The 22385-nt window shown below is 57.0% G+C and carries 21 protein-coding genes and 1 tRNA gene; 9 read left to right on the top strand and 13 right to left on the bottom strand.

The genetic code is table 11. The features are described from left to right. The first annotated feature begins 14 nt into the window (after positions 1–14). A tRNA-Met gene (locus tag ACR0C5_RS13760) sits at positions 15–91 on the top strand. 428 nt (positions 92–519) lie between these two features. Here ACR0C5_RS13760 and ACR0C5_RS13755 read toward each other — a convergent pair. From ACR0C5_RS13755 to ACR0C5_RS13740, 4 genes are all read right to left on the bottom strand, one after another. Then, positions 520–1527 (bottom strand): DUF2955 domain-containing protein, encoded by a 1008-nt coding sequence (locus tag ACR0C5_RS13755; RefSeq protein WP_480552994.1) that lies wholly within the window; start codon positions 1525–1527, stop codon positions 520–522. Further along, a complete protein-coding gene (locus tag ACR0C5_RS13750) occupies positions 1517–2557 on the bottom strand; it encodes an HlyD family secretion protein (protein ID WP_480552996.1) in 1041 nt (346 codons plus the stop codon). Before ACR0C5_RS13750 ends, ACR0C5_RS13755 begins: the two co-directional genes overlap by 11 nt. Before the next feature lie 20 nt (positions 2558–2577). Next, positions 2578–3657: an AI-2E family transporter gene (locus ACR0C5_RS13745; protein ID WP_480877373.1), complete on the bottom strand. Its 1080-nt coding sequence runs from the start codon at positions 3655–3657 to the stop codon at positions 2578–2580. Positions 3658–3832: 175 nt separating this feature from the next. Beyond that, positions 3833–4159: a potassium channel family protein gene (locus ACR0C5_RS13740; protein WP_170775830.1), complete on the bottom strand. Its 327-nt coding sequence runs from the start codon at positions 4157–4159 to the stop codon at positions 3833–3835. Between the two features lie 522 nt (positions 4160–4681). Here ACR0C5_RS13740 and ACR0C5_RS13735 point away from each other — a divergent pair. The 4 genes from ACR0C5_RS13735 to ACR0C5_RS13720 all read left to right on the top strand — a co-directional run bounded on the left by ACR0C5_RS13735 (position 4682) and on the right by ACR0C5_RS13720 (position 8945). Further along, complete coding sequence (locus ACR0C5_RS13735) at positions 4682–6538, top strand: SLC13 family permease (RefSeq protein WP_170787540.1); 1857 nt, start codon at positions 4682–4684, stop codon at positions 6536–6538. A 450-nt stretch (positions 6539–6988) separates the two neighbouring features. Next, positions 6989–8032, top strand: coding sequence for a formylglycine-generating enzyme family protein (locus ACR0C5_RS13730; protein ID WP_480877371.1), 1044 nt, complete (start codon positions 6989–6991; stop codon positions 8030–8032). 433 nt (positions 8033–8465) lie between these two features. Then, on the top strand, positions 8466–8693 hold the full coding sequence (locus ACR0C5_RS13725) for a DUF1127 domain-containing protein (protein WP_170775826.1): 228 nt from the start codon (positions 8466–8468) through the stop codon (positions 8691–8693). A gap of 48 nt (positions 8694–8741) precedes the next feature. Beyond that, positions 8742–8945 carry a hypothetical protein gene (locus ACR0C5_RS13720; RefSeq protein WP_170775824.1) on the top strand — a complete coding sequence of 68 codons (204 nt, stop codon included), beginning with the start codon at positions 8742–8744 and terminating at the stop codon, positions 8943–8945. Positions 8946–9024: 79 nt separating this feature from the next. Here the strand turns inward: ACR0C5_RS13720 and ACR0C5_RS13715 are convergent, their stop codons facing one another. From ACR0C5_RS13715 to ACR0C5_RS13695, 5 genes are read right to left on the bottom strand one after another with little or no spacing between them, the layout of a single operon-like run. Next, positions 9025–10167 carry a saccharopine dehydrogenase family protein gene (locus ACR0C5_RS13715; RefSeq protein WP_480877369.1) on the bottom strand — a complete coding sequence of 381 codons (1143 nt, stop codon included), beginning with the start codon at positions 10165–10167 and terminating at the stop codon, positions 9025–9027. A gap of 21 nt (positions 10168–10188) precedes the next feature. Continuing rightward, entirely contained in the window at positions 10189–10437 is a 249-nt protein-coding gene (locus ACR0C5_RS13710; RefSeq protein WP_170775820.1) for a SemiSWEET family sugar transporter, read from the bottom strand. A gap of 12 nt (positions 10438–10449) precedes the next feature. Further along, entirely contained in the window at positions 10450–11493 is a 1044-nt protein-coding gene (locus ACR0C5_RS13705; RefSeq protein WP_480877367.1) for a saccharopine dehydrogenase, read from the bottom strand. A gap of 13 nt (positions 11494–11506) precedes the next feature. Beyond that, a complete protein-coding gene (locus ACR0C5_RS13700; RefSeq protein WP_480877365.1) occupies positions 11507–12121 on the bottom strand; it encodes a glutathione S-transferase family protein in 615 nt (204 codons plus the stop codon). 11 nt (positions 12122–12132) lie between these two features. Beyond that, positions 12133–12783, bottom strand: a complete 651-nt coding sequence (locus ACR0C5_RS13695; protein ID WP_170791769.1) for a histidine phosphatase family protein — start codon at positions 12781–12783, stop codon at positions 12133–12135. A gap of 349 nt (positions 12784–13132) precedes the next feature. Between ACR0C5_RS13695 and gcvT the strand changes: the two genes are divergently transcribed. From gcvT to gcvP, 3 genes are all read left to right on the top strand, one after another. Then, a complete protein-coding gene (gcvT, locus tag ACR0C5_RS13690; RefSeq protein WP_480877363.1) occupies positions 13133–14227 on the top strand; it encodes a glycine cleavage system aminomethyltransferase GcvT in 1095 nt (364 codons plus the stop codon). Positions 14228–14245: 18 nt separating this feature from the next. Then, positions 14246–14611 carry a glycine cleavage system protein GcvH gene (gene gcvH, locus ACR0C5_RS13685; RefSeq protein ID WP_170775892.1) on the top strand — a complete coding sequence of 122 codons (366 nt, stop codon included), beginning with the start codon at positions 14246–14248 and terminating at the stop codon, positions 14609–14611. A gap of 115 nt (positions 14612–14726) precedes the next feature. Beyond that, positions 14727–17582: an aminomethyl-transferring glycine dehydrogenase gene (gene gcvP / locus ACR0C5_RS13680; protein ID WP_480877361.1), complete on the top strand. Its 2856-nt coding sequence runs from the start codon at positions 14727–14729 to the stop codon at positions 17580–17582. 31 nt (positions 17583–17613) lie between these two features. Here the strand turns inward: gcvP and ACR0C5_RS13675 are convergent, their stop codons facing one another. After that, on the bottom strand, positions 17614–18855 hold the full coding sequence (locus ACR0C5_RS13675; RefSeq protein WP_480877359.1) for a cytochrome-c peroxidase: 1242 nt from the start codon (positions 18853–18855) through the stop codon (positions 17614–17616). 42 nt (positions 18856–18897) lie between these two features. Between ACR0C5_RS13675 and ACR0C5_RS13670 the strand changes: the two genes are divergently transcribed. Next, positions 18898–19368: a tetratricopeptide repeat protein gene (locus ACR0C5_RS13670; protein WP_480877357.1), complete on the top strand. Its 471-nt coding sequence runs from the start codon at positions 18898–18900 to the stop codon at positions 19366–19368. Positions 19369–19398: 30 nt separating this feature from the next. Here ACR0C5_RS13670 and ACR0C5_RS13665 read toward each other — a convergent pair whose 3' ends face one another. The 3 genes from ACR0C5_RS13665 to ACR0C5_RS13655 are packed head-to-tail and all read right to left on the bottom strand — an operon-like array spanning position 19399 to position 22363. Further along, positions 19399–20460, bottom strand: a complete 1062-nt coding sequence (locus ACR0C5_RS13665; RefSeq protein ID WP_170355481.1) for a TRAP transporter substrate-binding protein — start codon at positions 20458–20460, stop codon at positions 19399–19401. Positions 20461–20485: 25 nt separating this feature from the next. Then, positions 20486–21775: a TRAP transporter large permease gene (locus tag ACR0C5_RS13660; RefSeq protein WP_170783146.1), complete on the bottom strand. Its 1290-nt coding sequence runs from the start codon at positions 21773–21775 to the stop codon at positions 20486–20488. Beyond that, a complete protein-coding gene (locus tag ACR0C5_RS13655; protein WP_170791364.1) occupies positions 21776–22363 on the bottom strand; it encodes a TRAP transporter small permease in 588 nt (195 codons plus the stop codon). Positions 22364–22385 lie beyond the last annotated feature (22 nt).

Raw genomic sequence — 22385 nt, 5'->3', positions numbered from 1 at the left:
AAATCTGACTCTGACGCGGGATGGAGCAGCCCGGTAGCTCGTCAGGCTCATAACCTGAAGGTCGCAGGTTCAAATCCTGCTCCCGCAACCAATACTCTCAGTCAGATATCAAACACTTAGCGCCCCAAAGGGCGCTTCTTGCGTTTGGCCTATTGGAGCCCGGTGCTACACCGGTGCTACGCGACAGAGCAAACTTAGGCAGCCTAGAAGAAGCGTACCCGCACAAATTCTGTTCACGAGTGCTTTGACTGAAGCATTTCCCTGTGAATAGGGGGAATCCAATGGAGGCTTTGTCCGCAAAGTGCATATAGGCGCTGCGCAAGAACATCCGAAGAGGTAGAACAATAGTAGAAGTTCCCGACCGTTCAGGTCGAGCGCTTGAGCATTTGTTGGGGAGAGAATTCTCACCGACTGGTCATTTCTATCACCCGCATCCCAGCTTTGCCTTCCCGACTGAACGCAATGTTCACACCCTGACGCTGCAATACGGGCTGAACCCTGCGTAGGGCCGCGCCAAGCTCAAGCGACCTGCACTTCCCTCTCCGGCCAGAACTCGTCCACTATGACATAGGCGACAATTACGAAGAATGCGGCCCCTGCGACTTGCAAAACGCGCGTAATACTTTTGACGTCGGCCTCATCCGAAAATGGCGCAATCGACCCACCATAAACGATCAGGACAGTCGTCAACGCCGAGCCGGCTGCCGCGGCGAGAGCGGCCTGAGACTTTCCAAGCGCTCCGAGGGTGAAGCAGAAGAACAGACATAACAAAATTGGCGTCAGAATAACCGGTGCGATCACGTTTACTTCATAACAGATGATCGACACCGCAGCTCCAAGCAGGTTTGCTGTCAACATCGCTTTAGCGACGGTCTTACCCATTGAAGGCATGGCTGCCAGTTGCTGACTCAAAAGGGCGACGAAGAACAGAACCAATAGGGCAGATGCGCCAGATAGAAAAAACACCATGGCAAATGGCACAGTCACAAGTGACATTCTGACGATCCGCCGGTGCGGATCAAATACGGGTGGCGCGTCAGCTTTCTTCTCGGCGGCTGATTGAAGATCTGCTGGGATCAGCACAAACATCAGCGTCGATACGAAACCTGCAAATAGCAGGTTTATCGGTATCCAGAACACGAGCACAAGCGCCAGGTCCTGCGATTGCAGGGCGAGGTTCGGGATCATCAATGCCCCCATAAGCGCGATGACACCAGGTAGAACACCAGCCCCTGAAACTGACCACATGAAGGACAGGATGATCCCGATGGCCACCAGAATAAGGAATACCACTGGGTAGGGTGCGAAGATCGACGACAACAGAAATGAGATGAACATCAATCCTATCGAGAAAACAAACAATTTGGTGAATGCTGCTAACGGCAGCGCAGCGGGTGCTTGCAGGAAGAGCGCAGTGAAAACTGCCCCTACAACCGCCAAGGGCCATCCTAAAAACAGGCCCAAGGTAAAGACGCCGGTCACACCCAAGGCGAGCCTGAAAATGGATTTCCGGCCCTCAATAGGCATAGGAAAGAATCGAAACCAAACGGATATAGGTCTGCCCGACCATGTTCAGCAGGGAATTGTCGCTCAGATACATGATCACGTCGGCCTGCCCGTTAAGTTGGAAGCGTAGGTCGTCTTCGGCGCTTCCGGCCTCATACCCCGGCAGCACGATCCGAACAGGGAACCGTTCTGGTTCGCGTAGAAACCCTTTGGTACTTGGCGGGCTCGCCAACTGGCCGGGTTCATCGCCTCCGCTCAAAGATACGGCCGCGCTGAAGCTCTCAATAACACCCGGGACGATTTTACCGGGATGCATATCCAACACGACATCGACAGGAGAACCTATTGCAGCTCGGCCTAAGTTGTTTTCAGTAAAATACGCCTCAATCCAAACGTCGGTTGCATCTAGGAACGTCAAAAGGTCCTGACCAGATCGTGCGTATGTACCAGGGGCTATCAACAAATTGGATATGACACCCGTCGCCGGAGCGCGAAGTTCCGTCCACTCGAGGTTTAGCTCTGCATCTGCCAAGGCTGCCAATGCGCGTTGTATTTTTGGATTTTCGATCCCGTCGTCACCCAACCTCTGCTTTGCTTTTTCCAAATCCGCTTTAGCGTTCTCATAACTTGCCTCAGACTCTGCCAATTGACCTCGGGCATCATCGGCTTTTGAGACGGCGATCAATCCCTTTCTTTCCAGCGCAAACACGCGCTCTGTTTGAATCCGCATCGTATCCAGATCGCTCTGGGCCCGGGCTAATTTGGCTTGCGCAGCCCTCACCTCTGCCGAGGATGCGCCCACTTCCTGCGTAGCGGCTTCCAGATCAGCTTCGGCCTTGTCGCGTTGAATTTCGTAGGGCCTGGGGTCAATCCGAACCAGAACATCACCTGCCGAGACAACCTGTCCATTTTCGACAAGAACTTCGGTCACTGTACCGGTGACCTGTGGAACAATTTGGGTCGCGACGGCCTTTACTCTGGCATTCCCGGTAAACGGGGTTTTGCGGTCCGCGACAAGGTACCAGACGAGGAAAATAAGAATGACGGCCAAAGTGGTCCAAATCGTCTTTCTCATTTCGCCGCTCCATCAGCTTCACTTTCGGCTTCTGCAGGCGCATCGATCCAGACCTTGAACAGTTCATAGAATACAGCGAACAGAACAGGCCCCATAAAAATTCCGATCAAGCCATACGCCATCATGCCGCCGAGAACACCGATGAGGATGACTAGCATAGGTGTCTCAAGGCCTTTTGAGATAAATACTGGCCTTAGGAAGCTGTCCATTATCGCTACGGGAACGGCCAGTACGGTGAAGATCAACGCTGTGCCACCGGACATGGTACTCCAGGCGTAGATGACTACTGGCAGAAGAACCAAACCGGGTCCAATTTGGATAATCGAAAGGATCAGGCAAATAAACGCCAGCGTCGCGGCCGAGCCAATCCCGAACAGCGCCAACAATACCCAAACTACGACCGCCTGAATCGCAGCCACGCCGATCACACCCTTTGTCACATTGCGGATCGTCGCGCCTGCCAGTGTAACGAATTCGCCGCCTCGGGGCGCAAAGACTCGGTTGGCAAAACGCTGAAGGCCTTGCACAAGACTTGGGCCAGGGCTGAACAAGGCACCCATAATCAAGACGGACAAAGCCAGTGCCAAGAGCCCAAGTCCGATGCTTAGCACCCGTCCGAACAGCGATTTGGTAATCTCAAGAATCTGCGCGCCGTATTTGGCAAGCGCGCCATCAAGGTTTCGTTCAAATAAGCCCCAAACTTCAGAAATCTTGTTGCCGACCAGGGGCAGCTCTTTTAGCCCTTCTGGTGCCGGTGGGACTTTTAGCTCGCCGCTGTCAGCTTGCTCTGCAAACTCAGATCCAAGCTCGGCTGCCCCCGATACCGCTGTTGCGACCGGCCCCAAAGTCAGAAGAAGACCTAACAAAACCAAAATCGTCGTAGCAAGTTTCTTCCGCCCGCCCAACTTGGACTGTAGCCAATCGAAAACTGGATAGAGTGCGACGCATAGGATCGTCGCCCAGATCACCACGCTTGCCAGCGGTGCCACCATTACCAAAGCGCTGTAAAGGAATAGTCCGAGAAACAGCAGTCTTATCGCGAGATCGACAATCTTCGCGTCCTGGGTCTTTTCCATACCATCCCTCCAATATTTGTTTTCTGAATGTTACACTCAAAAAACGAAATATGTATATTTTTAAATTGGAGGGACCTGCAGCAACCTGAATTCTCTTGTAAATTCGTATTTCAGAGGGCTGGTCTGTAGATGTATAGCCTGCGTATGAAATTGGGTTGGCTCATTGGAGCAAAAATTAGTCGTCCCCTTTGGTGTCATCTTGGGACAGGATTGTATCCGCCACCGTGGTCGCTGCAGTCACGAAAATGCCGAGCCCCACGATGATGTAGAACATTGTAAAGATTTTGCCTGCTGCGGTTTCAGGAGAAAAGTCGCCAAACCCTACAGTCGATATTGTCACAACAGAAAAGTAGATGGAGTCGAGCCAACTCCAACCTTCGACATAGCGATAGAATACAGACGCCCACAGGATCATACCGGTTGTGAAGGCCAGAAGGCCTTTGACCCTGCCATCTTTAAAGGCGACGCCTATTCCTCGCGTAATTCTGGCTATCGAATTCATAAAGCGACAATATCAAGGTAAAAACAAATATATACTATTTTTTGAATTTTTTCGTACTAGCCCGAAAATCTTGTGCGCTCTCTCCGCGCGTATCGTGCGGAAATTGTAACCGACTGTTCGCCCAACCGCTTTAGGACTACTCAGTTCTGTTGTTACTCTATCGGCAGTGACGGCAATGGTGAAATGCGACACTTGCAACGAAAGGCTAACGGAAATTTCAAGTTCATACCGCATTGGCGAAATCCACTTTCCCAATGTCAGTAGGGTCCGCTAACAGGGACTGCACAGTCTGTTTTTGAATGTCCGGTTCGGGCTGTATTCTGTTACAGGCGACGGTGGAACGTGGTTCCCCGCATTCACCATGAAGCGAAACCCTTTTACTTTGCCCTGAAATTTTGTTTCGTAGCTTGGCCAAAAAGCGAAATTTCATGACAGCGTAGGCGCGATGGTTTAGGTTTTTACTTTAAATAGAATATCCAAGTCTCGGTGGGCTCCTTGGAACAAGTTACCTTTACGTTTGAGATGGGTGTGGTTTGCGTTTTGTTGGCCTTCACCGTCTTCTTGTTCGTGTCAGAAATTGTCAGAATTGACCTCTCCGCCATACTGGTTCTGGTTCTCGTCGGACTTCTCAGCTACGTACCCGGGCTTGAGAACCTGGCGGATGTTTCGCATCTGTTCGATGGGTTTGCGTCGAACGCTGTGATTTCTATTATCGCGGTCATGATCGTCGGTGCCGGATTGGATAAAACTGGTATCATGAACAAGGTTGCGGCGGTCATTCTAAAATATGGCGGCACGGCTGAAAGCCGGGTCCTGTCGATTGTGTCAGGAACGGTCGGCATCATATCCTCATTCATGCAGAATGTCGGAGCGGCTGCGTTGTTTTTGCCGGTCGTCAGCCGCATTTCTACGAGGTCGGGAATACCCCTGTCCCGCCTGCTGATGCCCATGGGGTTTTGCGCCATTCTTGGCGGCACGATGACTATGGTCGGGTCTTCTCCGCTGATTTTGCTGAACGACCTGGTCCAGACTGCAAACGAGGGGCTACCTGAAGGCCAAAAAATCCAACCCTTCGGGCTGTTCTCGGTAGCGCCAATTGGCGCGGCCTTAATCCTGACCGGGATCGGTTATTTTCTTCTGTTTGGGCGTTGGGTGCTGCCTGAAGACACCGGGTCCGACAACACCGGCACAGGACAGGGTACGCAGGAATACCTGCAACGGGTTTACGGCTTGCAGGCGGATATTTTCGAAGTGATCGTGCCAGAAAAAAGCCCGTTGGTCGGGCAGATACTGGCTGACATCAACCATGAAAATCATCTCTACATAATATCCACATTTTATCGCGGTAAGACTTCCATGGTTCAGGTTCTTACCGCCGAGATTGCCGCTCCGTGCCGGCTTGCCATCATAGGGAACCGCTCGGTTGTCGAACAGTTTGCAGAGAAATTTGGTCTGACTGTTCTTCCTGAACTGGATATCTTCGTAGAAGAGTTTGCGCCAACCAATGCCGGAATAGCCGAAGTCGTCGTGACACCTGATAGCAAGCTGATCGGGAAATGCCCCCGCGAGCTTTTGTTCCGAAAGACGTACGGCATGTCATTGCTTGCTATTCATCGAGGAGAAGAAACTCTCAGTCACGTCGAGACTGATACGCACGCGTCCACTCAGATCGGACTTGAAGAGTTTCACGCAGGCGACATGCTTGTCGCGCATACGAGGTGGGACAACCTGATGCGGGTCAAAAAGGATCCAGACTTTGTGGTTGTGACAACAGATTTTCCGCAAGATGAGCTACGGCCTCAGAAGGTCGGTTGGGCTTTGGCCTTCTTTGCAATATCGCTGTCGCTGATACTGTTCACCGACGTTCGCTTGTCCCTTTGCCTTCTGACGGGCGCCGCTGGAATGATGCTCACGCGGGTACTCAGTGTCGATGAGGCATACAGGGCAGTCGGATGGAACACGGTTTTCCTGCTGGCATGCCTGATACCTCTGGGGCAGGCGGTGCAAAATACCGGCACCGCAGCTTGGATCGCCCAGCAAATCATGATCATTTTGAACGGTTGGCCGATTTGGGCGCTTCAAGCCGGTGTCGCAATATTGGCCACCGCGTTTTCCCTGGTTATGTCGAATGTCGGGGCAACCGTGCTGCTCGTGCCCCTTGCTGTTTCAATTGCCGTAGCTGCCGGCGGAAACCCAGCGGCCTTTGCGCTAACAGTTGCAATCTCGACCTCGAACAGCTTCATCATTCCGACCCATCAGGTAAACGCACTGATTATGGGGCCCGCGGGTTACAAGGTAATGGACTTTGTGCGTTCCGGGGGCATCATGACCGTCCTGTTTTTGTTGGTTTCCTTGGTGATGCTCAATGTGATTTTCTGAACCGACTGACGGGAACAGATATCAAACTTTAGGCACCAAACCAAAACCTAACGATGCCGGTTTTAACTTTTTGCCGCTTACCGGGTTCCACTGGTCATCTGAACTCGCCCATGCCCAATCTGTCTATTTTAGCCGAGAACTTTCACGAGTTTGGCACGCTCGGCGCATCAATTGCATTGCAAATTTCAAACCCGAATTGGAAAGCACGCGGGTCACAACAAATTCGGTCCCGACCTTCAAACGGATTGCTATTTTGCGTCCCGTTGAACGTCCGAAAAGCCAGTTGGATGGCAGACACGGATCCCGGCGCTTAAGGTCCGGTTTTCTCCTCACTAACAATTTCACTATGAGTAACGGTTTTGTGAGGCTCATCGGTTCATGACTAGCTAATCAACTAGTTGAATCAGAATTAGTATTTTCAACAGAGACTGATTGTGTTGGGTGGCGAGTATGTATTCACTATTGTTTTCTATTTGGGCATCTCTTCCGTTTGACTTTGGCCAAAGGGCTGAACACTGCTCTAGGGCAGTGGAACAAGCACTCCTCATAGCTGCGCTTCTGACTGTTCCGGCGACGGTGTTTTCTGCGGAACATCAATTAGAGGACGGCACGACCGTCGCGCCGCTTGAGATGTTTCAGGAATGCGATGTCTGCCCCGAGATGATCGCGCTTCCCGTGGGTGAGTTCATGATGGGTGGGCCTCCAAGGGAATCTCGGCGAACCAAGTATTTTGCTGATGGAAAAACGCGTACCGCTACGCCGGAGGCTCCTTACATCGCAAAACATGAGGGTCCGGTTCACCGTGTAGAAATCGACATTCCAATTGCAATGGGGCGCAACGAAGTAACCTACGATCAATGGATGGCGTGTGTCCAAGATGGGGGCTGTGGCGGGATCGTTCCGCAAAATTGTATTCCTCAGATCGATGGTTCCTGTGTGTCATTGACCGGAAATTTCCCGGTTATCTACGTCTCGTTTGAAGATGCGATTAGTTATACGAATTGGCTTAATCAAAAGGTTGGAGCCCAGGTCTATCGGCTGCCAACCGAGGCTGAATGGGAATACGCCGCGCGGGCGGGAACTCAGACGCTGTTTGCCCAGGGCGAAGAGGTTTCTACTGATCAGGCAAACTTTAGCGGTTCCGCGACCGCGAAGATGTTGGGAGTAGATCGCCCTGATCTGGTCTCACGCCGGCTACCTGTACAGGTTGACCAACTCAATGCCGCGAACGCGTGGGGGCTAAGGCATATGTCAGGCAATGTTGCGGAATTGACGATGTCTTGTTGGTCTAAGAGATACGAAGGGTGGCCGATGTCCAGCCGTTATTTGGTCGAAGCGGAACTTTTAGATTGCGAACTAAGAGTAACTCGTGGAGGAGCTTACCGCTTTGCAATGAACTATGCGCGTACGGCTTCTCGTGGAAGAGGCTATGAAACGAGTCGGCGGAATGCAGTTGGGTTCCGTGTACGCAGAGAATTGAATTATTACGACTAAATTTTGGAGAGTTAATATGACTTGAGTCCATGGTGACAGAGATCCCCACACAGTAATTGGTCCATTTGCGGGGCTTCCAACGAGCTTAGGGGAACCTGTACGGACAACCACCTAAGGTCACGTTTTCTGGCTCACGTGATCGCATCAATCTCCCCTCGAACATAATCCCAAAGACTGAGGCGACCGAGGAAGAGATTTCAGAAAAACTGGAAAAAGGCACAGCGCAACGACATCAATTCATAGTCCCAAAAAAAGGGATAGAGAATTTCTGAACGCATCTCGTTCTGCTTAGATTGACACCGTCAGACAAAGCGAAAACACGCTTTCAGTTTCGCCTAAACTTTCCTTAATCGTTCAGAATAGCAGCCTTAACTTCCGCCTCCTTTATCTGTTGTACGACATCAACAGGACACTAGGAATTGGAGGAATTACCATGGCCAATACTCATGCCGCCCCAGCGCCGAAAAACGTTTTTGCCGGGATGATAGCAGACTATGCAGAGGCACGGACCGAGCTCTTTCGGCGGCGGATTTTCGCAAAGACCGTGCGGGAGTTGGAAAGCCTGAATGATGCACAGTTGGCGGATATCGGCGTCCCGCGCGCCGAGATCAAACAGCGCGCTTACCAAAGTGTCTATCGCGGCGTTTCTTACCACAACTGACATGGCCCTCGACCAGCTCAAAGTAGCAAAGAAGGAAGGACCCTGAATATGTTTGATGACGTTTCATTGAATGGCAGGCTGACCCCGGCCGAAAGCGCATTGTTGCTGTTTGACAGAGCGATGAGGATCCAGGCAATCAGAGCCGATATCGTTCGTGCCGCACAATATCTGGACGGGTTCAGTGATCGCAAACTCTCAGAGCTAGGGATCAATCGCAGCGATATCGAAACAACAATCGACAGGTATATCTGACCGCATCACGCAGGGTTGGATAGCGTCTTATCGAAAAAGCCATTCCGGGGTCCTTGGAATGGCTTTTCAAGCTGAACGGTCAGTTGCAGTGGGTCTCTATCTGTAGGTGCTGTGCCAGCCTGTCGATCTCGGCCATCCATGTTTCCACGAGTTTCGGGTCCCTGGGTGCTGCGTGAACCCCGGCTGGAATGGCCCGGTTTAGAACCGCTTCGACGGCTAGTGACACCGGCACTGAGACAAGGCGCGCCATCGCCGTGCCCCGCGCGTCGCCCCACGCGTCCATGACGTAGGTTTTGTGCCAGACAGGAATGCCGTCCTTCTCGGCTTTCAGGCCCACGCACAGGACCACGCGGTCAGGCTCGCCCGCGTCATAGGCGTTCTCGGCCCAGAACTGATCCGACATCTCTTTCAAACGCGCGTCACCTTCGGGGCCCGAGAGGGTCTCGATCTCGGTAAATACGTCCGCCCAGGCATCGGCCCAGCCGTTCAGGCGCAGAGTGCCGCGGACGAATTCCTTGACGGTCCAGTGATCCTCGAATTGGTACTCGGCCATGAACGGCAGAGAATCCCGGTTGGGATAGACCTCAAAGCTTTCGGGAGCGGGTAGCGGTGCAATATAGCTGGTGATGGCATCCCACGGGCGGGCAACGTCCAGCGGCGCGTAGTCGCGGATGGATTTTGACGGCGACCGCAGGGCTTTCAGAACGCCCAGAGGCGACCAGCTGAATTTATAGCGGAACGGGTTGGGGTTTTTGGGGATGCCGCCGCAATAGGAGATGAAGCTCAGGTGGTTTTGCGCGTCAAAAGCATCCGAGGCGCGGTAGTCAGCGACCAATGCGTGCGCCATCAGGTGATCGATGCCCGGATCCAGCCCGACCTCGTTGACAATGGTAACACCCGCTTCGCGCGCCTTGTCATCCAGCGCGCGCATTTCGGGGGCGATATAGGATGACGACACAAAGTTCGCGCCTTTGGAGATCGCCAATTCGGCCAGCGGTACATGCCAGTCGCCGGGTAGCATGGATACGATCACATCGCCCTTTTCCAACACCGCGCCCAAAGCGTCTATGTTAAATGCGCGAATGTCATCCGTCAGGTCGCCGACCTCAGCCTTGGCCTTGTCGATGGTCCGGTTCCAGACGGTGACTTTGTGACCGCCCACGATCAGGCGGCGCAGGCCGGGGATGGCCGACAGGCCGGTGCCACACCAATGGATGGTCATTCGTATGCTCCTTTTTGGCTTTCAGCCGAATTTAAGTTTCGCAGTTACAATCGCACCGACAAGCAGGATCGATATCACATTGCCAAGGATCAACGGCCACGCAGCGATCATCAGCCCATAGATCAGCCACAGTGTCAGCGTGGTCAGAATCAGCAAGTTGGCGGGAAGGGACAGGTCTTTTGTTTCGCGGGTGCGCCAAGTTTTGAGAGTTTGAGGCAACCAGCATACTGTTCCCAAAATTGCCGCTGTTGCCCCAATCAGGTGTTCCATGGTTCGCCTTGCCTAACAATGTTTGACGAACTCGGCCCGTGCGCGGCCCCAAACGCCGCTGTCCAGATCGGTCAGGGTCAGCAGGGAGGGCAGCAGTTGCGTGGCATAGTCTTCCGAGCTTTCGACCGGCAGCATCGAGGGCAGGTTGTCGATGGCCATCACGTCCATCACCGGGTCGGTGGCCACGCGCAGCGCGGGGGCGTCCCATGTGGTCGCCCGGTCATAGACTGGCACTGGGTTATAGTCGCTGTCCGGATCGCAGGCCACGTCTCCGATGGCGGTCAGGTTGCGCTGTGCGCTGAGCGCCTCGCGCGGGACAAAGATCGGCGTGCCGGGGCGAGCGAAGATGCAGTTCAGGAACAGATCATGGTCGAGGATCTCGGGGAAGGGTCCACCGCTGGCGGTCTCGGCCATGTCCCACTTTGTAACAGTGACTCCCATCGCCTCGCACAAATCCGCAGCACCCGTGCCCACGCGGCCCAAGGCGCCTATGACGATAGCACGGGGGCGGGTGCCCGTGGCGTCCAGCTCGGCCAGCAACTCGGCGTTCAGCGCGTCTTTGTTGGGGAACACCCCGACCGGAGGGCATTCCTGCCCCCGCTGCTGCGCAGCCCATGTTTTCAGTGTCACCGCCGCGCCCGCATAACCGGCCCAATAGCCAAAGGCAGCGACCCGGCGGCCGTCTTCGTCGACCAGATATTCCAAATCATAAAGCGTTCCGCCCCCGGTCTTGAAACGCTCTAATAGGGCGCGTCCAGAATGCTGGCCCTTATAAGCATGGCCGAACATGATATGGCGATGGGGCAGGGGCGTGCCGTCCTCTGGCAGTTCTTTAAGGCCAAAGATTATCGCGTCCAGCGGGGCTTGGGGCCAGGAGTTCTCAGCTGCGACCTCACACCCGGCCGCCTTATATCCGTCCAGCGGGATGGCGCGGACCGAGCTTTCCTCGACCGTCACGCGGATGCCTGCGGCGATCAAAGCTGCGGCGCCTTTGGGGGTCAGCCCAACCCGTTCTTCGTTCGGGCGCTGTTCTGCCCGGACCCAGAGATGTGTCATCGTCGTTCCTTTTTCAGAGCATTCCGGCAGCGCGTACGGTCTGCACCGATGCCCGCGCCTCCATCGCGTCTCGGAACGCGATAATCTTGGGAAAGGCTGTAACGTCAACGCCGTCGCTCTCGAGCCAACTGCAGACCACATACAGATAAGCGTCCGCCAGCGAGAACTCATCCCCCAGTACAAAAGGCCCACGCAGCCCGTTCGAGGAGATATAGTCGCAGGACGCGGTCATCGTCTGCGCTACCTTACCCTGCATGTCTTTCCAGCTGGATTGCTTGTCAGCCCACCGCGCTCCGCGCATCTTGTGGGCGTGGTTCACATGCATGGTCGAGGCAAGGTAGTACATCACCTCGCGCATCCGCGCGGCCATGATCGGATCAGAGGGCACAAGCCCGGCCTCGGGCGCTATGGTTGCGATATAGTCCAACAGTGCGCCCGTTTCAGTCAGGATACCTCCGTCTACTACCAGCGCTGGCACACGACCCTTAGGGTTGATTTGCTTGTAGGCGGGTTTGGTCTGCTCACCGCCTGCGAAATCCAGCTTGATCGCCTCGTATTCCAGCCCGGCCTCTTCCAAGGCGATGGCCGCGGCGACTGAAATCGTACGGGGAGCATAGTAAAGCTGCATGAAGGGCCTCCTTACAGGTGGGTCTGGGCGTATTGCCGATCGGGTGCTTCCAGATGCGGCACTGCATTGAACAGCACCGGGCTCAGCTGCGCACCAATTGGGTGCAGACGATGCATCGACGTATTCATGATGGCAAGCGCCACACGCGCCATCGCCGGGATATCCAGCCCCATCGCCTGCCGCACGACCATCGAGATCAGCCCGCCTGATGTCACCACAATCGCAGGGCCCCCTGCGGTTCCAATATCGTGCAGAGCGTCGCGCACGCGGGTTTCGAAGGTCTCAAACGTTTCTGGTGCGTTGGCGATTTCACCACTCGCCCACGCGGCGAATGTGCGGGGCAGGTGTTCCACAAACCCTTCGCGGTCTGTGGGCACGGCCACGTTGTGTTGTGTTTCATAGAGCTTGGCGATGTTGAAATACTCGATCTCGTTCAAACGCGGATCTTGCACGGGGTTCGGAAAACCCATGCTGGCCGCTGTTTCCAAATGGCGTTTCAGCGTTCCTGAATAGACCCGAGGAAAGTTGGCTTGTGTGTCGCGCAGATGCGCCCCCAGCCAACGCGCTTGCTGATGTCCCAGTTCGCTCAGCTTGTCGTAATCAGCTTCGTCCCGCGCGGCGGTATTGGCCTGACCGTGGCGTATCAGAGTTATATGTGACATGTCCGTCCCTTCCGGGGCGAAGTCTTATGACAGCTTGAACCGAGGGACCAGAGGCTTCGGACCTGAACCAGGGAATTTCACCCTTTGGCGCGCGCTTTGCGGGAAAGCAGAAATGACTTGGGTTGCATCGGCAATTTCAAGTGTTGCGTAACGGAAAAAAGTTTCCTATACGCTACAAAACTGCTGTATGCGCCCGTATACACCTCTGGTTTCACCCGCCGAGTTGGGTCTTGTGTTTAAGGTTGTTGACTTGCGGCTGAGACCTCGGAAGCTTGTGGTGGGATCATTTTGAGCGACCAGCGCAAATAACGCGGCGGTACGGGATGCCAGGTTTTGAAAGGTTATAGATATGACATTACCGCGGCGCACGCCTTTGTATGACTTGCATGTTGAGTTGGGCGGGAAGATGGTTGATTTTGCTGGGTGGGAGATGCCTGTTCAGTATTCTTTGGGGATTATGGGTGAGCATTTGCAGTGTCGCGAGAGGGCTGCGGTGTTTGACGTCAGCCATATGGGTCAGGTGATTCTGCGCGGTGAGAATGTGGGGGAGAAGCTGGAAGCTTTGTGCCCGCAGGCTTTTGCGACGCTGAAAGAGGGCAAAGCGCGCTACGGTTTTTTTACGAACGAAGACGGCGGGATCATGGATGACCTGATCGTGTCGAATGCGGGGGACCATTACTTTGTGGTAGTGAACGCGGCGCTGCGGCATCAGGACATTCCGCATATGCGCGAACATCTGGACGGCGTCGAAGTGACCGAGATCTTCGACCGTGCGCTGGTTGCGGTGCAGGGACCCAAGGCCGAGGATGTGGTGGGCGATCTCTGCCCTGCGGCGCGGGATCTGAAGTTCATGGAAACCACGGTGGCGGATATCAACGGCGTTGAATGCCGTATCTCACGCCTGGGTTACACCGGTGAGGACGGGTACGAGATCTCGATCCCCGAGGACAAGGCCATAGAAGTGACCCGCGCGTTCCTGGCGCATGAGGATTGTGAAGCCGCCGGTCTGGGCGCGCGCGACAGCCTGCGGCTGGAGGCGGGGCTGTGTCTTTACGGCAATGACATCGACCAGAGCACCTCTCCGATCGAAGCTTCGTTGGCTTGGGCAATCCAGAAGCGCCGCAAGGAGGAGGGCGGCTTTCCCGGCGCTGCGCGTATCCAAAAGGAACTGGCCGACGGGCCTGCACGCAAGCTGGTGGGCATCAAGCCGACAGGTCGAGCGCCTGCACGTCAGGGCGTGGAAATCCAATGCGCCGAGGGCAATAGCATTGGCCAGATCACCTCGGGCGGGTTTGGCCCCACGGTGGGTGGACCGGTGGCGATGGGCTATGTGGCGGCGGGCCATGGCGCGCCGGGCGAGGTGGTCAACCTGATCATCCGGGGCAAGCCGCAACCGGCCGAGGTTGTGGCGCTGCCCTTCGTCACCCAGAATTACAAGCGTTGAAGTCAGGAGAGAAAGACCATGGCAACCTATTATTCCGAAGAACATGAATGGCTGGATGTGGACGGCGACACGGCCACGCTGGGCATCACCAAGCACGCCGCCGAGCAGCTGGGCGATGTGGTCTTCGTGGAACAGCAGGAAGTGGGTGACGAGTTCGAGAAAGACGGCGAGATCGGCGTGATCGAATCCGTCAAGGCGGCCTCGGAACTCTATGCGCCGGTGGATGGCGAGATCACCGAGGTCAACGAAGCACTGGCCGACAATCCCGGCGCGCTGAACGAAGACCCCGAGGGTGAGGCGTGGATCTATAAGATCAAGATCGCGGACGCGTCGCAACTCGAAGATCTGATGGACGAAGCTGGCTACAAGGCCTTCATCGGCTGATCCAGACCGGGGCCCTGTACAGGGCTTCGCCCGTTCGGGCCGAACCGGCTCGTGATGATGTATCGGAGGCCTGCGTGGTCTCCGCCCGACCTGACTTATTCATAGGAGCGCTGCAATGGCTTTCAAACTGACCGACTACGAAGCCTATGACTTTGCCAATCGCCGCCATATCGGGCCCAGCCCGACCGAGATGCGCGACATGCTCAAGGTGATCGGCTTCAAGACGCTGGACGCGCTGATCGACGCCACCGTCCCGCCCGCGATCCGCCAGAAAGAGCCGTTGGACTGGGGTCCGGCGATGACGGAACGCGATGCGCTGTTCCACATGAAAGAGGTGGCGAGCAAGAACAAGGTTCTGACCTCGCTGATCGGTCAGGGCTATTATGGCACCACCACGCCGGCGCCGATCCTGCGCAACATCCTGGAAAACCCGGCCTGGTACACCGCCTATACGCCCTATCAGCCCGAGATCAGCCAGGGCCGGCTTGAGGCGCTGTTGAACTTCCAGACTATGGTCAGCGACTTGACCGGGCTGGACGTGGCGAATGCTTCGTTGCTGGACGAAGCCACCGCCGCAGCCGAAGCTATGGCGATGGCCAAACGCGGTGGCCGGTCCAAGGCCAACAACGCGGCTTTCTTTGTCGACCGCAACTGCCACCCGCAGACCATCGCGGTCATTAAAACCCGGGCTGAGCCTCTGGGCATCGACGTGCAGGTGGCCGACCCCGACCAACTGGACGCGGGCGCCGTCTTTGGCGCGATCTTCCAATACCCCGGCACCCACGGCCATGTGCGCGACTTCACCGCCGAGATTGCGGCGCTGCATGAGCACAAAGCGATTGCCATCGTCGCCGCCGACATCCTGTCGCTGGCGTTGCTGAAATCCCCCGGTGAGATGGGCGCGGATATCGCCATCGGATCGACCCAGCGCTTTGGCGTGCCGATGGGCTATGGCGGGCCCCATGCCGCCTATATGGCGACCACCGACAAGCTGAAGCGCGCGATGCCGGGCCGGATCATCGGTGTCAGCATCGACAGCCGGGGCAACAAGGCCTACCGCCTGGCGCTGCAGACCCGCGAGCAGCATATCCGCCGCGAAAAAGCCAACTCGAACGTCTGTACCGCGCAGGCGCTGCTGGCGGTGATGGCCTCGATGTACGCGGTCTATCACGGCCCCGACGGCATCAAGGCGATTGCGCAATCGGTGCACCGCAAAACCTCGCGCATGGCCGCCGGTCTGGAAGAGGCGGGCTTCTCGGTCGAACCCGAAGTGTTCTTTGACACCATCACGGTCGAGGTCGGCCACTTGCAGACCACCGTTATGGAGGCCGCCGTTGCCCGTGGCATCAACCTGCGCAAGGTCGGCGAGACGAAAGTGGGCATCAGCCTGGATGAACAGACCCGCGCCGAGACGATTGAGGCGGTTTGGGGCGCCTTCGGCATCGACCGTCAGGATGACAGCTCGAACGTGGCGTACCGCCTGCCGGATTACGCCCTGCGCGAGACGCCCTATCTGACTCACCCGATCTTCCACAAGAACCGGGCCGAGGCCGAGATGACCCGCTACATGCGCCGTCTGGCCGACCGCGACCTGGCGCTGGACCGGGCGATGATCCCGCTGGGATCCTGCACCATGAAGCTGAACGCGACGATCGAGATGATCCCGGTCACATGGCCCGAGTTCGGCAATCTGCACCCCTTTGCTCCGGAAGATCAGGCGCAGGGCTATCATGAGATGATTGCCGATCTGAACGACAAGCTGTGCCAGATCACCGGCTATGACGCGATCTCCCAGCAGCCCAACTCGGGCGCGCAGGGCGAGTATGCAGGCCTGCTGACCATCCGCAACTATCACTTCGCCCGCGGCGAAGGGCACCGCAATGTCTGCCTGATCCCAACCTCGGCGCACGGGACCAACCCGGCCTCGGCGCAGATGGTGGGCTGGCAGGTGGTGCCGGTGCAATCGGATGAGAACGGCAATATCGACCTGAATGACTTCCGCGCCAAGGCCGAGAAGCATTCGGATCATCTGGCCGGCTGCATGATCACCTACCCCTCGACCCATGGTGTGTTCGAGACCACCGTGCAGGAGGTCTGCCAGATCACCCATGACCACGGCGGTCAGGTCTATATCGACGGGGCCAACATGAACGCCATGGTCGGCCTGTCGCGCCCCGGTGATATCGGCGGCGATGTCAGCCACCTGAACCTGCACAAGACCTTCTGCATCCCGCATGGCGGCGGCGGCCCCGGCATGGGCCCGATCGGTGTCAAGGCACACCTTGAAGAGCACTTGCCCGGTCACCCGGAATACGGCACCGCCGTGGGGCCGGTCTCGGCGGCGCCTTTTGGCTCTCCCTCGATCCTTCCAGTGAGCTGGGCCTATGTGCTGCTGATGGGCGGCGCGGGTCTGACGCAGGCGACCAAAGTGGCGATCCTGAACGCCAACTATATCGCAGCGCGTCTGCAGGATGCCTATCCGATCCTCTACACCTCCGAATCCGGTCGTGTGGCGCATGAATGCATCCTCGACACCCGACCCTTGGACGAGGCGGCGCATGTCAGCGTCGACGACATCGCCAAACGTCTGGTCGACAGCGGCTTCCACGCCCCGACGATGAGCTGGCCGGTTGCCGGAACCCTGATGGTGGAGCCCACCGAATCCGAGCCCAAGGACGAGTTGGACCGCTTCTGCGACGCCATGCTCTCGATCCGCTCCGAGGCGCAGGACATCATCGACGGCAAGATCGATGCGGAAAACAACCCGCTGAAAAACGCCCCCCACACGGTGCGCGATCTGGTCGGCGACTGGGACCGGCCCTATAGCCGCGAACAGGCCTGTTTCCCTCCGGGCTCCATGGGCGTCGACAAATACTGGTCCCCCGTCAACCGCGTCGACAACGCATACGGAGACCGAAACCTCGTCTGCACATGCCCTCCAATGTCAGAATACGCGGAAGCGGCGGAATAAAAAGAAAACCCCCGCCCAGCGGGGGTTTTTCTTAGGGAACGAAGCCTTTCGGTACCCCGAATGGTGGAGAGTCCACGCTGGATCCCGTCAGTGCGTTGAGGAATGCCACGAGACTTGCGATGTCAGCTTCGGACAATTCCAATGGCGTGATGTCCATCTTGCCGCGCACACGCGCCATTTCCAACCGGTCGTCCCAGACGACGAAGTCGGCTTTGTGCAACCAAGGAACGTTCGGCAGGTCAGCCATATCACGATTCCATTTCGATAGGCTGTTTTCAGGGTTCAGGTGATGGAGGATCATACCCTCGAGGTCGGGGAAAGCTCCGTTATGACCATAGGGCGCCGTCAAGGCCACGTTGCGCAACATCGGCGTGCGAAAGCGATAGGCGTCCTCCAGCCGGTCGCTTTCCCCCATGCGGCCAACGTCGCGCACATAGGGGTCCCATTGCCGCGTGCGGCCCGGCCCAAAAGGGGGCAAGGCCAAGGCGTGAAATTCCTGATCTGACATCAGCGGCCCGGAATGGCAGATGGAACACTGCGCTTTGCCATAGAAAAGATCCAGCCCATCTTTCTGCTCTGCCGTCAGCGCCGAGGAGTCACCCGCGAGGTATTGATCGAACGCGCTGTCGGCGCTGCGCCATTCAACCGCCATGAACGCGGCTAAGGCGTTGGCGATCTGGGTGATTGTGATATCCTCGGTCGTGTTGACCTCATCAAAAGCAGCGACCATTGCCGGGCCATAGCGCGGATCGGTGCGCACGCGCTTGGCAAGGATCGGCCAGCCCAGATCAATCCTGTCGGCAACCGCTCCGGTCACTTGATTTTCGCCGACATTGCCGGCCATTTCGAATTGTGAGGTCAGCGGGAACAGCGCCTGTGCGGCGAGCAGCGAGTTCAGTCCCTCAGGCAGCCATTCCTGTGCCGGAGAATTAAACCCGTTGCCGTAGACATCCGAGATGCTCAAGCGGCCATCGTGGAATACGGTGTGAATCTCTTTCGCGCCAAGGTTCCACAGCCCCGGAGAGTTGCGCGGGATGCGTTTGCGGATCTTGTCCTTACCCACACCGGGCGTGCGGTCCGGTCCCAGCCCCCGCCCGCCTTCTCCAATCCCAAGCGACAGCCCGTCCGATGTGCCGAAATCCGGGTGGTGGCAATGGGCGCAGGATATGTTCTGGTTGCCTGAAAGGATGGGGTCGTAAAACAGTTGATGACCGATGGCAGCCTGTTCCATATCAAAGAGGATGAAGTCATCATCGCTCAGCGGGCGCGGCAAATCCTGAGCCGCAGCTGATCCGACGAAAAGGAAGAAAACCCCATGCGCCAGCTTGTATTTGCCCTTTGCCTTTTTGCGACCCCGACGCTGGCCGAGTTGGAACAAGCGCGCGACATGATGGAAGCCGGCGAATTTGAAGCCGCGCGCGAAGAGCTTCTGCCGGCCGCGCGGTCTGGAAATGCCGAGGCCGAGGAACTGATCGGCGTCATGTACGGGCTTGGGCTGGGGGTCGAGCAGGATTACGAGCGGGCATTTGACTGGTATCTGCGCGCCTCGATGAAGGGGCATCCGGGGGCGCAATCGGGTGTCGGCTGGTACTATGAGCTGGGTCTGGGCATGCCCGCGCCCGATTTGGTGCGCGCCTATATGTGGTACACGCTCAGCGCGATTGGCGGTGATCCCGATGCGGCGATCAGCCTTGAGGAAGTGGTCAAGAAAATGTCGCCGGATCAGATTGAAAGAGCGCATGTTCTGGTTAATGACTACAAAGGGTGGATGTACCCGTTTCGGTAAGGGCCGGACGCAGCGCCCGGCCCCTTTCGCTTAGTTCAGATCCGCATCGCGAGAGGCGTTGATATCAGCCTCGGCTGCAGCAACCGCTTCGGTCAGGGCGTTGAACACCTCGTCCCCGCGGGCCACGTTGGACTGGAACCAGTCATAAACCGGCGTTGCGGCCTCTTTGAACGCAGCTTTCTGGTCGGGTGTCGGCACATAGAGATCCCCGCCACCGGCGACGAAATCTTCATAGGCCTGGATCGACTTGCGCTTGGGCGAGGCAAAGGTGGCCTGCTGCAGAGCATAGAACCCATCGACCACCACGCGGCGCATGTCCTCGGGCATCTCCTGGAACTTGGCGTTATTCATCCACCACAGCGCGCCCATATAGGCGTGGCCGTCCAGCGTCACGTATTGCAGGCCGGCATCGGGGAATTTCATCCCCATGATGTCAGTGATCCCGTTCTTGGACCCTTCAACCACGCCGGTCTGGAAACTGGTGAACAGTTCCGGCCACGGGATCGGGGTGGGCGATGCACCCAGTGCCTTGACCAGCTCTTGCGGCAGGTCTGCGACCACGGTGCGGATTTTCAGACCTTCCATATCGGCAGGTTCGGCGATGCGACGCTGGGTGTTGGCGAAGTTGCGCCAGCCGCCGGTGTTTCCGATGGTCATCAGACGGATCGCGCCACCGGAATCCTCGAGCGCCATGTCGCGGACCTTGCGGGTGAAATCGCCTGACAGAACATGCTCGGCCACGCGGTCATCGGCCATCAGATAGGGCAGGTCCAGAACCTGCACGTAGGGGAAGATGCCTGACGCGCCGCCCGAAGTGGAGATATAGATGTCGATCGTACCGTCGGCCACGCCTTGCAGGCACTCGGCCCCGTTCGAGCACAATTGGGTGCCGATGAACAATTCGACCTCGATGGCACCGTTCGAGGCAGCCTCGACGTAGTTCTTGAAGACGATCAGACCATCATAGTCTTCGTCGTTTTCGTTTGAGTTCGCTGTGGCGCGCAGGGTGTAATCAGCAGCCGTTGCAGCTAGTGCGGATGCGGCCACCAGCGAGGTGGCCACCGCAGCGGTTTTGATGAAGTCTCTGAGCATTCGTTTCCTCCCTGTGATACTCAGTTCAGTTTGCAAATCCCGTTATCCTCGGGATCGTCATGGATAGTGCGGGGACATAGGTGATCAGGAAGATCACTATGATTTCGACAGCCAGAAACGGCAGGATCGCCTTGGCAATGGTTTCGACCTTTTCGCGCGATACGGCGGCGGCCACGAACAGCACCAACCCCATGGGCGGAGTGGCCAGGCCGACGGTCAGGTTGACGCTCATGATAATAGCAAAATGGATCGGGTCCACGCCGAGGCTTGTGAAAATGGGCGCAAGGATGGGGCCAAGGATGATGATCGCGGGGCCTGCATCCAGAAACATGCCGACGACGAACAGCAGCAGGTTGATCAGGAACAGCAGGATCAGCGGATTTTCCGACAGGCCAAGGATCAGTGCCGCCAGTTGTTCAGGAGCGTGGCTAAGGCTGACCACGGTCTTGAATGCCATCGCAGCGCCCACCAGCAGCAAAACCACCGCGGAGGTCAGACCCGCATTGCTGAGGATCTCGGGCACTTCTTTCAGGGTCAGCGTGCGCAGCACGAAGAAACCGATGATGAATGCATAGCCTACAGCGACCGCAGCAGCCTCGGTCGGGGTGAAGATGCCGCCGAGGATGCCCCCCAGAATGATGACGGGGGTCAGCAGCGGGAAGAACGCTTTGAGGCTTGCCTGACGACGCTCGGACCATGTGTATTTGCGGCTGGCGACGGGGAAGTCGTATTTGTCGGCCATGACTTTGATCATCAGCATCAGGCCGACGCCAACCATCACGCCTGGAACAATGCCTGCCAAAAACAGGGCGGCCACGCTTTCACCCATCACGTAGGCATAGATGATCATGATGCCCGAGGGCGGAATGATTGGCCCGATCACCGAACTGGCCGCTGTGATCGCAGCGGCGAAGCGGCGGGTATAGCCCTGTTTCTCCATCGCTGGGATCAGCATCGAGCCCAGTGCCGAGGTATCTGCGACCGCCGAGCCCGACAGGCCGGCAAACAGGATCGAACTCAGGACATTCACATGGGCCAGACCGCCGCGCAGGTGCCCCATCAGGGCCTGAGAGAACTCGACCAGACGAATGGTGATGCCACCACGGTTCATCAACTCTCCGGCCAGCATGAAGAAGGGGATCGCCATCAACGGGAAGCTGTCCATACCGTTATAGACGTTCCGGTACAGCAGCGTGATGTCGTTGGTTTGGCCGTTCAGCCAAAGCAAAATGCCGGGCGCGGCCAGAAGTGCGAAAAAGACCGGCAGGCCGATCATCAGGAAAATCAAGAAGGTGGGCAGGAACCAGATCAGCATCTATTCAGCCCCCACCGGTGCATCTGCGATTTCGGGTAGCAGGTCTCCGCCGCCCATCATCTTGACGATCGACCGCAGGATAAGCTCGATATTGACGACCAGCAGCAGGAATACCCCCACCAGCAACGATGCCATCATCCAGCTGCGCGGAACGCGGTACCACTCGTCAAACCCCAGCGAGGTCGGAACATAAAGCGCCGCCGTGGCGAAACGGCCGCCAAAACCCGTGACCTCGGACCAGCCGATATTCACGGCGACGGCCAACACTGCCAGCGAGACGAAAAGCAGAAACAGCATCAACACCTGTCCCAGCACGCGTGGCAGCATCATGGGCAGCATATCAATCGCCACAAACCCGCCGCGCCGAAACGCGGTAGGGGCCATCAGCCCGGTCATCCACAACATGCAGAAGCGCGCGGCTTCGTCCGGCCAGGGCAGGGCGTTGCCTAAAACGTATCGGAAGAACACCTGAATCAGGATTGCGATCACCATCAATGCAATCGCAACGACACCAACCGCGCGGCCCAAACGCAGCACGGTTTCGTTCACGAATGCAATCGGCGCAAGCGCCGTTGCCAGTCCGCCCATGCGGATCCTCCCTTGTTCAGCC

It is taken from the genome of Ruegeria sp. N8 (assembly GCF_056531325.1).
This window is presented reverse-complemented; position numbering and strand designations above follow the sequence as displayed.

What these genes read in the sequence shown, in the direction of transcription:
- ACR0C5_RS13740 (WP_170775830.1), bottom strand. Translation starts at nt 4,159, where the DNA reads ATGAATTCGATAGCCAGAATTACGCGAGGAATAGGCGTCGCCTTTAAA.
- ACR0C5_RS13670 (WP_480877357.1), top strand. Translation starts at nt 18,898, where the DNA reads ATGCGCCAGCTTGTATTTGCCCTTTGCCTTTTTGCGACCCCGACGCTG.
- ACR0C5_RS13725 (WP_170775826.1), top strand. Translation starts at nt 8,466, where the DNA reads ATGGCCAATACTCATGCCGCCCCAGCGCCGAAAAACGTTTTTGCCGGG.
- ACR0C5_RS13755 (WP_480552994.1), bottom strand. Translation starts at nt 1,527, where the DNA reads ATGCCTATTGAGGGCCGGAAATCCATTTTCAGGCTCGCCTTGGGTGTG.
- gcvH (WP_170775892.1), top strand. Translation starts at nt 14,246, where the DNA reads ATGGCAACCTATTATTCCGAAGAACATGAATGGCTGGATGTGGACGGC.
- gcvP (WP_480877361.1), top strand. Translation starts at nt 14,727, where the DNA reads ATGGCTTTCAAACTGACCGACTACGAAGCCTATGACTTTGCCAATCGC.
- ACR0C5_RS13655 (WP_170791364.1), bottom strand. Translation starts at nt 22,363, where the DNA reads ATGGGCGGACTGGCAACGGCGCTTGCGCCGATTGCATTCGTGAACGAA.
- ACR0C5_RS13705 (WP_480877367.1), bottom strand. Translation starts at nt 11,493, where the DNA reads ATGACACATCTCTGGGTCCGGGCAGAACAGCGCCCGAACGAAGAACGG.
- ACR0C5_RS13745 (WP_480877373.1), bottom strand. Translation starts at nt 3,657, where the DNA reads ATGGAAAAGACCCAGGACGCGAAGATTGTCGATCTCGCGATAAGACTG.
- ACR0C5_RS13720 (WP_170775824.1), top strand. Translation starts at nt 8,742, where the DNA reads ATGTTTGATGACGTTTCATTGAATGGCAGGCTGACCCCGGCCGAAAGC.
- ACR0C5_RS13665 (WP_170355481.1), bottom strand. Translation starts at nt 20,460, where the DNA reads ATGCTCAGAGACTTCATCAAAACCGCTGCGGTGGCCACCTCGCTGGTG.
- ACR0C5_RS13710 (WP_170775820.1), bottom strand. Translation starts at nt 10,437, where the DNA reads ATGGAACACCTGATTGGGGCAACAGCGGCAATTTTGGGAACAGTATGC.
- ACR0C5_RS13700 (WP_480877365.1), bottom strand. Translation starts at nt 12,121, where the DNA reads ATGCAGCTTTACTATGCTCCCCGTACGATTTCAGTCGCCGCGGCCATC.
- ACR0C5_RS13660 (WP_170783146.1), bottom strand. Translation starts at nt 21,775, where the DNA reads ATGCTGATCTGGTTCCTGCCCACCTTCTTGATTTTCCTGATGATCGGC.
- ACR0C5_RS13730 (WP_480877371.1), top strand. Translation starts at nt 6,989, where the DNA reads ATGTATTCACTATTGTTTTCTATTTGGGCATCTCTTCCGTTTGACTTT.
- ACR0C5_RS13695 (WP_170791769.1), bottom strand. Translation starts at nt 12,783, where the DNA reads ATGTCACATATAACTCTGATACGCCACGGTCAGGCCAATACCGCCGCG.
- ACR0C5_RS13735 (WP_170787540.1), top strand. Translation starts at nt 4,682, where the DNA reads ATGGGTGTGGTTTGCGTTTTGTTGGCCTTCACCGTCTTCTTGTTCGTG.
- gcvT (WP_480877363.1), top strand. Translation starts at nt 13,133, where the DNA reads ATGACATTACCGCGGCGCACGCCTTTGTATGACTTGCATGTTGAGTTG.
- ACR0C5_RS13715 (WP_480877369.1), bottom strand. Translation starts at nt 10,167, where the DNA reads ATGACCATCCATTGGTGTGGCACCGGCCTGTCGGCCATCCCCGGCCTG.